This is a genomic window from Kitasatospora xanthocidica (assembly GCF_014656195.1).
GTDB classification, from domain to species: domain Bacteria; phylum Actinomycetota; class Actinomycetes; order Streptomycetales; family Streptomycetaceae; genus Kitasatospora; species Kitasatospora xanthocidica.
This window is the reverse complement of the sequence record NZ_BNBY01000002.1, coordinates 443673-454317: the sequence shown is the minus strand read 5'-3', so window position 1 is coordinate 454317 and position 10645 is coordinate 443673. Positions and strand designations below refer to the sequence as shown.

The 10645-nt window shown below is 76.7% G+C and carries 7 protein-coding genes; 3 read left to right on the top strand and 4 right to left on the bottom strand.

The genetic code is table 11. The features are described 5' to 3' along the window. The first annotated feature begins 1 nt into the window (after position 1). The 3 genes from IE332_RS05345 to IE332_RS05335 all read left to right on the top strand — a co-directional run bounded on the left by IE332_RS05345 (position 2) and on the right by IE332_RS05335 (position 6684). Positions 2 to 4099 (top strand): vWA domain-containing protein, encoded by a 4098-nt coding sequence (locus IE332_RS05345; protein ID WP_189913903.1) that lies wholly within the window; start codon positions 2 to 4, stop codon positions 4097 to 4099. Next, a complete protein-coding gene (locus IE332_RS05340) occupies positions 4096 to 6081 on the top strand; it encodes a hypothetical protein (protein ID WP_229928313.1) in 1986 nt (661 codons plus the stop codon). Before IE332_RS05345 ends, IE332_RS05340 begins: the two co-directional genes overlap by 4 nt. A 150-nt stretch (positions 6082 to 6231) precedes the next feature. After that, positions 6232 to 6684 (top strand): MarR family winged helix-turn-helix transcriptional regulator, encoded by a 453-nt coding sequence (locus IE332_RS05335; RefSeq protein WP_189913901.1) that lies wholly within the window; start codon positions 6232 to 6234, stop codon positions 6682 to 6684. 83 nt (positions 6685 to 6767) lie between these two features. On the opposite strand, the gene IE332_RS05330 is transcribed toward IE332_RS05335, so the two are convergent. From IE332_RS05330 to IE332_RS41775, 4 genes are all read right to left on the bottom strand, one after another. Beyond that, positions 6768 to 7343 carry a GTP-binding protein gene (locus IE332_RS05330; protein ID WP_229928312.1) on the bottom strand — a complete coding sequence of 192 codons (576 nt, stop codon included), beginning with the start codon at positions 7341 to 7343 and terminating at the stop codon, positions 6768 to 6770. A gap of 139 nt (positions 7344 to 7482) precedes the next feature. Beyond that, the gene (locus IE332_RS05325; protein WP_097235442.1) at positions 7483 to 7866 is read right to left on the bottom strand and encodes a DUF742 domain-containing protein; all 384 of its coding nucleotides are present in this window, start codon (positions 7864 to 7866) and stop codon (positions 7483 to 7485) included. Then, entirely contained in the window at positions 7863 to 8294 is a 432-nt protein-coding gene (locus IE332_RS05320) for a roadblock/LC7 domain-containing protein (RefSeq protein WP_189913900.1), read from the bottom strand. Before IE332_RS05320 ends, IE332_RS05325 begins: the two co-directional genes overlap by 4 nt. Next, positions 8294 to 10582, bottom strand: coding sequence for a sensor histidine kinase (locus IE332_RS41775; protein WP_189913899.1), 2289 nt, complete (start codon positions 10580 to 10582; stop codon positions 8294 to 8296). Before IE332_RS41775 ends, IE332_RS05320 begins: the two co-directional genes overlap by 1 nt. Between the last annotated feature and the right edge of the window lie 63 nt (positions 10583 to 10645).

Genomic DNA, 10645 nt, shown 5'->3' with positions numbered 1-10645 from the left:
GATGAGCAGCGCGGTGACTCCCGTCCCGGACCTCCCGGACGCCCCGGACATCCTGGGCCTCCCGGACCTTCAGGACGACCCGGAGCGCAGGGTCCGGACCGAGGCCGACCGGCTGGCGGCCTCCGGCGCCGGCCGCCCGGGGCCCTACCTGATCGGCGTGCGCCACCACGCGCCGTCCCTCAGCGCGGTCGTCCCCGCGCTGCTCGACGCGGCCCGGCCCGAGGTGGTCCTGGTCGAACTGCCCGCCGAGTTCCAGCCCTGGCTCGACCGGCTCGCCGACGAGGCGACCGAAGCCCCGGTCGCCCTCGCCGCCGCCCCGGCCGGGCCCGACGAGACCGGCGGGCCGGCCTTCTACCCGTTCGCCGACTTCTCGCCGGAACTCGTCGCGCTGCGCTGGGCCCGACGCAACGGCATCGAGGCCATCGCCTGCGACCTCCCGCTCGCCCACCGCACCGGGCGGGCGGGTGAGCGGCCGCGGCACGGCGACGCACCCGGCGTCGCCGACGCGCTGCGCCACCGCCTCACCGGCCGGGACTCCGACGAGGACCTGTGGGACCGGCTGGTCGAGACCGCCGCCCCCGGCTCCACCCCGGAAGCCGTCCGGCGCGCCGCCCTGCTCGTCGGCTGGGCGCTGCGCCACGACGCCGAGACCGGCCCCGGCGTCGACCCGTACGACCTGCGCCGCGAGGCCTGGATGCGCGCCCGCATCCAGGCCGCCGCGGCCGGCGGCCGACGGATCGCCGCCGTGGTCGGCGCCTTCCACGCGCCCGCCCTGCTCGACGGCCCGACCGCCACCGAGGAGCCTCCGCACCCGGACGACCCCGGCCACGTCCTCTCCCTGATCCCCTACACCTACCCGCTGCTCGACGCCCGCTCCGGCTACCCGGCGGGCATCCGGGACCCCGAGTGGCAGCACACCGTGCTCGACGCCGGCGGCGACCCCGACCGGCTCGCCGAAGCGCTCACCACCACCGCCGTCCGGATCTGCGCCGCCCTGCGCGCCCAGGACCACCCGAGCGGCCCGGCCGACGCCCGCGAGATCGTCCGGCTGGCCGGCGACCTCGCCCGGCTGCGCGGCCACGCCGCCCCCGGCCGCGGCGAACTGGTCGAAGCGGTGCAGACCGTCCTCGCCCAGGGCGAACCCCTCGGCCGCGGCCGGGCCGTCGCCCGCGCCCTCGAACAGGTCCTGATCGGCACCCGCACCGGCCGCCCCACACCCGCCGCCCCGCGCAGCGGACTCGCCCCCGCCGTCGAGACCCTCCTCGCCGACCTCGGCCTTCCCGGCCCCACCGACCCCGGCCCGCGCGACCTGCGCCTCGACCCGCTGCGCAGCACGCTCGACCGCCGCCGCGAGATCCTCCTCCACCGCCTCACCGCCTGCGACGTCCCCTACGCCGACCCCGTCGCCACCAGCGGCGCCGGTGGCACCGAAACGCTCGGCACCCGCTGGCGGCTCCACTGGACACCCGCCACCGCCGCCATGCTCACCGTCGCCGGCACCCGGGGCGTCACCCCCGCCCAGGCCGCCGAAGGCGCCCTGCGCGTCCGCCACCCCGTCGAACCCACCCCGCGCGAGATCATCGACAGCCTCACCGCCGCCGCCTCCTGCGCCCTCCCCGCCCTCACCGGAACCCGCCTCACCCAGCTCACCACCACCCTCCCCACCGCGGCCACCCTCCCCGAACTCCTCGACGCCCTCGCCCTCCTCGACCGCCTCGCGGCAGGCCACTTCCCGGGCCACACCCCGAGCGAGGAGCACCCACCCGCCGAGGTCCCAGCGGCAGCGTCGGCCGGCGCTGGTGACGTCGTGTCGGGTGCGGCTGGGGCCGGCTCGCCTGGGGGCGTTGCCGCTGGGGCCTTGGGCGCGCCGGGGCTCGGGCAGTCCGCGTCGGCTTCGGCCGGTGGCGCGGGCGTCGCGGCTCCTGCTTCGGGCGCCGTGGCGTCCGGAGGGGAGGGCGGTGCTGCCGGGGCCGGTTCACCGGCCGTGCCTGGTGGTGGGGGTGTTGCCTCCGCGACCGTAGGTGTCCTGACGTCCGGGCCGGATGCCGGAGCCGCCTCGGGCGTACCGATGTCCGGGCGAGGTGCCGGGACGGCACCCGCCACGGCGGTGGCGTCGGCCCCCGGTCGACCGTCCTCGCCGGTTCCTCCCGGTGGCGTGGGTGTCGCCGCCCTGGTGGCGGCGGTGCCGGAGGTCGGCCAGCCGCTGGGGTCAACCACCGCTGACCGCCATGCGGTCAGCGGCTCCTCCGGGCGGTCTCTGGGCGCGGCCGAGGAGGTGTTGACGGTCGCCGCGGTGCGGCAGTTGGAGGGGCTCGGCGGGTCGGACGATCCGCAGGACGCGCGGGCGCTGGTGGAGCTGGTGCGGCGGGCGGACCGGCTGGGCGGGGTGCGGCTGGCGTACGTGCTGGCGGAACTCGCCGAGCGGGGCGGCCCGTTGGTGCGGGGTGCGGCCGGAGCGGTGCGGGTGCTGCTGGGGCAGGAGACGGCCGGTGTGTTGGGCGGTCGGGCGGCCTCGTGGGTGGACGGGGCCACCGGCCCGGAGGCGCGCCAGGTGCTCGGGCGCGCGCTGGTCGGGTTGCTGACGGCGGCGGAGGGGCTGTTCGACTCCGCGCCGGAGGCGCTCGAACCGGTGTTGGAGCGGGTCACCTCGCTGCCCGACGGCGCCTTCCTGGACCGGCTGCCCGCGCTGCGCGGCGGCTTCGACACGCTCAGCCCGGCCGCCCGTGACCGGCTGCTGGCCCTGGTCGAGGAGCGCATGGGCACCCGGCTCACCGCGCTGCCCGAGGAGGCCGGGCCCGCCGTGGTCGCCGGATGGGTGCGGGCGGACCTCGCGGCCCGCGCCGCGCTGGCCCGCCGGGGCCTGGTGCGGACGACTCCCGACGACGCTCCGGCACCGGTGCCGCAGGCGCCGGCACTCCCGTCGGCACCCCCGCTGGCCCCCGAGCGGACGAGCGGAAGAACAGTGGAGCACGCCTCCGCCAACGCCCTGGCCCCGGCCGAGCGCTGGCGGCTGCTCCTCGGCCGTCCGGGCAGCAGCGGCCTGAGCGGCCGTGGTGCCCGACTCGCCACCGCCCTGGACGAGTTGTACGGCAGCGGTCACGGCGAGGGTTCCGGTCCGGGCCTGGAGAGCCGGGGCGGCCGGGGTGGCCGCGAGGCCCCGTACCCCGGGGTGCGGGAGTGGGCCGAGGAGCTGGAGGCGCTGTTCGGTCCGGGCCTGCGGGAGGAGGTGCTGGCCGCTGCCGTCGCGCAGGGCCGTGCCGACGTCCTGGAGGCGGTCGATCCGTCGGCGGTCCGCCCGTCCGTCGATCTGCTGCGCACCGTCCTGGAGCACGCGGGCGGGTTGCCGGAGGCCCGGCTGGCGCGGCTTCGTCCGCTGGTGCGGCGCCTGGTGGACGAGTTGACCCGGGAGCTGGCGACCAGGCTGCGTCCGGCCCTGACCGGGATCGCCGTGCCGCGGCCGTCCCGCCGTCCGGGTGGCGGGCTGGACCTGGACCGGACCATCCGGGCGAACCTGGCCACCGCCCGTTCCACGCCGGAGGGCGGCACGCTGATCGTGCCGGAGCGTCCGGTGTTCCGGACCAGGGCCCGGCAGGCCAACGACTGGCGGCTGATCCTGGTGGTGGACGTCTCCGGATCGATGGAGGCCTCCACGGTCTGGGCGGCGCTGACGGCCTCGATCCTGGCCGGGGTGCCCTCGCTGAGCACCCACTTCGTGGCGTTCTCCACCGAGGTGGTCGACCTGACGGAGCGGGTGGAGGATCCGCTGAGTCTCCTGTTGGAGGTGCGGATCGGCGGTGGCACCAGCATCGCGAGCGGCTTGCGCTATGCGCGGGAGCTGGTGACGGTGCCGTCGCGCACGCTGGTCGCGGTGGTCAGTGACTTCGAGGAGGGCGGGCCGGTCTCCGGGTTGTTGGCCCAGACCCGGGCGCTGGTGGATTCCGGCGTGCACGTGCTGGGTTGCGCGGCGCTGGACGACACCGGGACGGCCCGCTATTCGAAGGCGGTCGCGGGCCGGTTGGTCGCGGCCGGGATGCCCGTGGCGGCGTTGAGCCCGCTGGAACTGGCCCGCTGGGTGGGGGAGAAGGTGCGATGCGTGTGACTGCGCGGACGAACGATTGGCCGGGTGTGCGGCCGGAGGTGGTCGCCGAGGTGGTGGCCGGGTTGAGCGCACGGCTGCAGAAGCGGCTGGACGGGGCGGCGGCGAAGCTGGCGGAGCGTCCGGTGGCCCGGGAGGGCGACGAGTGGCGGGTGGAGGTGGACGAGGAGACGGTGCTCGTCCTGCACGCCCCGGGCGGGGTGGTCGCCGGGCAGGACGGCGTCCGCTGCGGCTGTCTGCTCGCGCCGGCCTGTGTGCACCGGGCCGCCGCCGTCACCCTCTGCCCCCTCGCCGAGGCGCCCCCGGAGACCGAGACCGAGGCCACGACGGAGACGGAAGCCGAGGCGGAGCAGCCCACCGCGCCCACCGCGCCCACCGCGCCCACCGCGCCCACCGCGCCCACGGGAACGACGGAGGCCGCGCAGGCGCCGCAGGAGCAGGCGACCCCCCTGACCGCCGCCGAACTCGCCGCCGCCCGGCACCTCCACCGGGCCGCCGCGGCCGTCCTCGCCGCCGGGGTGAGCGGCGCGGGCGCCGTGGCGCAGGCCGAGCTTCTGCGCGCCGCCCACCGGGCCCGGCTCGCGGGCCTGTACCGTCCGGCCGCGGCGGCCGTCACCGTGGTGACCCGGGTCCGGGCGGCCCGTTCCGGCGCGCCGGACCACCGGCTGGCGGACCTGGTGGCGGGCCTGCGCGAACTGCTGGGCCTCACCGCGGCGTTGACCGCGGGGGAGGGCGCCGGTGCGGTCCCGGTCGCCGAGCTGCGCGGCACGGCGCGCCAGTCCTACCGGGAGGAGGGCGGCCTGCGGTTGTACGGGCTGTTCGCCGAGCCGGTGCTGACGGCGACCCACGCGGGCGTCGTCGCCTGGGGGGTGGACGCCGACGGGCGTCTGAGCACCCTCGGCGAGGTCATGCCGCACGACGACGCGGCGGTCGCCGCCCCACAGGCGGTCGGGGCGGGCAACCGGACGGTCCGGCTGGGGGACGCCGCGCTCAGCCACCGTGAGTTCAGCCGTGCGGGGCTGGCCGTGCAGGGAGCGACCAGGTCCGCCGCCGGGCGACTGGGGGCCGGTGCCGGCGTCCGGGCGGTCCGGGCGGCGGGTGTGGCGTGGACGGCGGAGCCGGCGGCCCGGCTCTGGTCCGAGCCGGCGGCCGCCCAGGTGGCGCGGGCGCTCGCGGCCCAGGACCTGCCGTACGAGGGCCGTCCGGCCGGGAGCGACCTGCTGTTCCTGGACGTCACCGTGCTGGGCCCGGCCCCGACCGGGCCGGGCGGGGAACCGCAGTTGCTGGCGCGGTGCGCGGAGGACGGCCCGGTGGTGGCGCTGCGCGCGGCGCACGAGCACCCCGAGCTGCCGTTCCGGGCGAACCTCGCGCTGCTCGCCACCGCGCCCGGCCTCCGGCTGCGGGTGATCGGCCGGCTGGAGCGCGCGGAACGCCCGGAGCTGCGGCTGCTGGCGGTCGGCTCGCCCCCGGAGGGTCCGGATCCGCAGGGCCCCGGCCCGCTCGCCCTCACCGCCGACCGAGCGGGCCGGGTCAACCTCGGTCTGGAACGCCTCCAGACCGCCGACCTGGCGGCCCCAGGGCCAGCCCCCGAGCCCGCCCGCGAGACGGCACCGGCTGCGTCGCCCGGTGCGGTACCCGGTACGACGTCGGCGGACGGCCCCGGGCTGCCCGCGCCGTACGGTCCGCCCGTCCACGTGCTCGGGCGCCGGGTGGAGCAGACCGTCACCACCGGGCGGCACGCCCTCGGGCCGAGCGAGGCCATGGCGGCGGCCGACCGCGGTCTGCTGCGGGCGGCCGGGCTGTCCACCGCCGCCGTGCTGCTGGACGGCCTGCGGGCCGCCGCGGCGAACCAGCGGCGGGACGTGTTCGGCCGGATCGTCGCGGACGACCACGACGCCTTCGCCCACGCCTGGCTGGCGGCGGCCTGGTACACCGAGGAGCTGGCCACGGCGCTCTGCTCGGCGGCCTGGAGCGGGGAGGGCTGAACCAGGGACGAATCGAGGGACGCGCCGAGGGACGCGCCGAGAGCCGAACCATAAGGCGAACTATTTGCAGGGACCGGTAAACCGCGCCGACTGGCATACTTGGGGAAGGGAGGCACCGAACAGCCGGTGCAGCGGAAAGGACGGCGCGCCATGGGGATCCGCGACGACGCGGCCGAGATCCGGGCGCGTGGCTGGCGCACGCTCGCCGCGCTGCACGGGATGATCGACACCGCGCTGGAGAAGGCGCTCCAGGCCGAGTGCAAGCTCTCGGTGGTCGAGTACACGGTGCTGGAGGCGCTCTCCCGCCAGGACGGCTGGCACATGCGGATGCAGCAGCTGGCCCGCGCGGCGGCGTTGAGCAGCAGCGCGACCACCCGGCTGGTGAGCCGCCTGGAGGACCGGGGCCTGTTGAGCCGCTACCTCTGCGCGGACGACCGGCGCGGCATCTACACCGAGCTGACGCAGGAGGGCCGTGACCTGCTGGTGACGGCCCGTCCGGTGCACGACGCGGCCCTGGAGGCGACCCTGGCCCAGGCCACCGGAGTCCCCGAGCTGGCCCCGCTGGTCGACTCGCTCGCCGCGCTGAACCCGGCGCACGCCTGAACCAGCGGACCCACGGGCTCACGGACCTACGGACCCGCTGAGCGCCCGGGCGAGCGAACGACCGCCCGGCCCGGGGCCGTCCCTCAGCGCCGTCCGGCGGTCAGGGCGTCCCGGTGCACCCGGTCGAGCAGGGCGAGCAGCAGTTCCTTGCTGGATCCCCGCTCCCGGACGTCGCACAGCACGACCGGGACCTCCGGACCGAGGTCGAGGGCGTGGCGGACCTCCTCGGGGGTGGCCTCGCGGCGGCCGTGGAAGCAGTTGACGCCGATCGCGAACGGGATGCCGCGCTGCTCGAAGAAGTCCACGGCGGCGAAGCTGGATTCGAGCCGCCGGGTGTCGGCGAGGATGATCGCGCCGAGGGCGCCGAGGGCGAGGTCGTCCCACATGAACCAGAAGCGGAACTGCCCCGGCGTGCCGAAGAGGTACAGCACCAGGTCGTCGCGGACGGTGATCCGTCCGAAGTCCATGGCCACCGTGGTGGTGGACTTCTCCTGGACGCCGTCGAGGCTGTCGACCCCGATGCTGGCGCGGGTCATCCGTTCCTCGGTCTGCAGCGGTTCGATCTCGCTGACCGAGCCGACCATGGTGGTCTTCCCGACGCCGAATCCGCCGGCGACGAGGATCTTGACCGCGCCCGGCACCAGGCTCTGGGTCGTCAATTCGGTTCTCCTGTAGGGGAGCTGGGAGAGCGGGGGGAACAATCGGGCTGGGGCGCCCGCCGCTCGCCGGTGCGACGGCGAACCGGTGAGCGGCCACCGGCGACCGGCCAGCGGCCACCGGCGGGGGGAGGTGCTCCCGTCAGAGTCGGCGGACGCCCTCGATCACGGCCTGGATCAGCGAGATGTCCGGTGCCTCGGCGAGCTGGACCGGGGCACGGGTGAGGATTAACCGGGCCTCGGCGAGGTCGTCGAGCAGTACCTTGACCACGCTGACCGGCAGGTCGAGGGTGGCCGCGATCTCGGCCACGGCCAGCGGGCGCTCGCGGCAGAGGTCGATGATCGCGGCCGGTTCGGGCGTGAGCCGGGTGGTGTCGGTGCGCGGGTCGGCGGTGACCACCAGGGTGATCAGCGCGAATCCGTCACGGACCGGTCCGGTACGCCCGTTGGTGATCGCGTAAGGGCGGACCAGATGGCCGGCGTCCTTGTCGTAGAACCAGCCCTCGTCGGCGTCGGCGGTGGTCACGCACCGCCACCCGCGCCGACCTGGCCGGCGTCGCTGCGCGGCGCCGCGGTGAGGTACTGGCCGACCTGCTTGACCAGCATGTTGATCTCGTAGGCCATCAGCCCGGCGTCCACCTGCTCGCTGGTGAGGACGGCGAGCCGGGCGCCCTGCCCGGCCGTGGTGACGAACAGGAACAGCTGGTCCATCTCGACCACGGTCTGCCGGACCTGCCCGCCGTTGAAGCGGTGCCCGGCGCCGCGGGCCAGGCTCTGCAGGCCGGAGGCGACCGCGGAGAGGTGTTCGGCGTCGGCCCGGTCGAGGTTCTGGGACATGCCGACCAGCAGACCGTCCTCCGAGAGGACGATGGCGTGGCGGGTCTCGGGTACCCGGGCGACCAGCTGGTCCAGCAGCCAGTTCAGGTCGCGCTGGGTTTCGGTGTGCTGCGTCATCACTGCTGTTCCTTGGCTTCCTGAGCGGCGGAGGCTTCCTGAGCGGCGGAAGGTACGGCCGGGGTGCGGGGGGTGGCGGGCGTGGCCGGCTCGCCCGGGTCGGTGCCGGCCGCGCGGGCGGTCCGGGTGCCGCGCTGGATGGCGGCCATGGTGGCGCGGGAGCGCTGCGGGGAGGAGTCCTCGGCGGCGGCGTCGGCGCCACCGAACCGGGGCGCGACGGGTGCGGTCGGCGCGACGGGCGCGGCCGGGCCGGCGGGTCGGCCGCCGGACGGCGGCAGCACGGCGCCGGGCGCGTGGGCCTCGCGGAGCTGCTCGGCGAGGCTGGCGTTGCGGACCCGCTGCGGCAGGACCCGCGGGGTGCGCAGCTCACCGTCCGGGCCGTGCTCCACCTGGTCCTCCTGCGGGCGGTCGTGGGTGGGCGCGGAACGGTCGGCGGGGACCCCGTCGAAGGGGGCCGCGGCCGGATCGGCCGGGAGGTCCGCGCCGCGGCGCTTGGGCAGCGGGCGCTTCGGCAGGGCTCCGTCCGTCAGGTGGCTGTCCGTCGGTGGCACGTCCGCCGACGGTCCGTCGGTCAGGGCGTCCGCCGGGGCGTCGCCCGGCAGCTCGTACCGGCGCGGCAGGGCGGGCCGGGGGACGACCACGGCACCGGGCAGTCCGGGGATCTGGGCGCCGATCGGCAGTCCGCCGTTCGCGGGAGCCCCGGGAGCCCCGGGAGCCCCGGGAGCCCCGGGAGCCTCAGCGCCCGCGGTTCCACCGTCCACCGGGCCGCCGTCGAGCAGTCCACCGTCGATCAGCCCGCTGTCGAGCAGGCCACCGGAGGGCAGGCCACCGGAGAGCAGCCCGTCGGCCGCCGGCAGATCGGCCAGGTACCCGCCGTCGCCCGGAACCGGCTCAGCGCCCGCCCCTGCGAAGCCCGCCCCCGGGAAGCCCGCCCCCGCAAGGCCCGTCCCCGCAGCGCCCTCGACCGCGGCCGGAGGGGCCTCGGGCCCGGCGGGCGCCGCCGGACCGTTGCCCAGCAGTCCGCCGAGGACGTTGGCCAGCGCGCCCGACAGCTCCTGGTCGACCTCCCCGAGGTCCTCGTCCGCCGTGGGCCGGGCCTCCGGCACCGGGGTGCGGGTGACCCGGGCGCCGGAGGGCAGTCCGGGTACGGAGGCCGGCTGCTCGGCCTGCTCCAGCAGCACCGAGGGCACCAGCACCACGGCGCGGGTGCCGCCGTACGGCGAGGGTCGCAGGGTGACCTGGATGTCGTGCCGGGCGGCGAGCCGGGCGACGACGAAGAGGCCGAGCCGCAGGTCGTCGCCGAGCGCCGAGACGTCCAGCTCGGGTGGGTTGGCCAGGTACTCGTTGAGCCGCTCGTACTCCTCCTCGCTCATGCCGAGGCCGCGGTCCTCGACCTCGACCGCGAGGCCCTTGGGCACCTCCTGCGCGGAGACCTGCACCTGGGTGTACGGCGGGGAGAAGGTGGTGCCGTTCTCGATCAGTTCGGCGACCAGGTGGATGACGTCGGCGACGGCCTGTCCGCTGAGCGAGGCGCGCGGAACGCCCTGGACGACGACGCGGGCGTAGTTCTCGGTCTCGGAGACGGCGCTGCGCAGCACGTTGACCACGGGCACGGCGTTGCGCCAGCGGCGGGCGGGCAGCGCGCCGCCGAGGATGACCAGGTTCTCGGCGTTGCGCCGCATCCGGGTGGCCAGGTGGTCGACCGCGAACAGTTCGCGCAGCAGCTCGGGTTCCTCGTGCTCGCGCTCCAGCGCGTCCAGCATGCTGATCTGCCGGTGGATCAGGATCTGGGTGCGGCGGGCGATGTTGAGGAAGACCTTCTTCGTCCCTTCGCGGCCCTGGGCCTGGTGGACGATGGCGGCGACGGCGGCCTGGCGGACGGCGGCGAGGCCGTCGGCGGTCTGCTGGACCTCGTCGCCTATTCGGCGGGAGGGCGCCCAGGCGGGCGGGGTGGGCACCGGTTCTCCGGCGCGCAGCCGTCCGACCACCTCGGGGATCTCGCGCTGGGCGAGCGCGAGGGTGTCGGCGCGCAGTCCGGACAGTCGGCCGGACAGGGTCCGGGCGGCCCGGATGCCGCGGATCAGGCTGTAGAGCAGCACGACGGCGACGACGGCGGTGCCGATCAGCACCGCGGTGCGGTTCCCGGCGTCGCGCAGCAGGTAGGCGGCGTAGCCCCAGGCGGCGGCGAGGCCGAGGCTGGGGACGAGGACGAGTGCGAGGAGCGCGCTGCGGAGGGAGCCGGACCGGCCGGCGCGGTGGCCCGTGCGGGGGGCCGATATGCCTGGCATCTGATTCCTTGGTGCAGGGCCGAGTTGCAGGCCGGGTCGCGGGTCCGAACGGCGGGTTGGCCC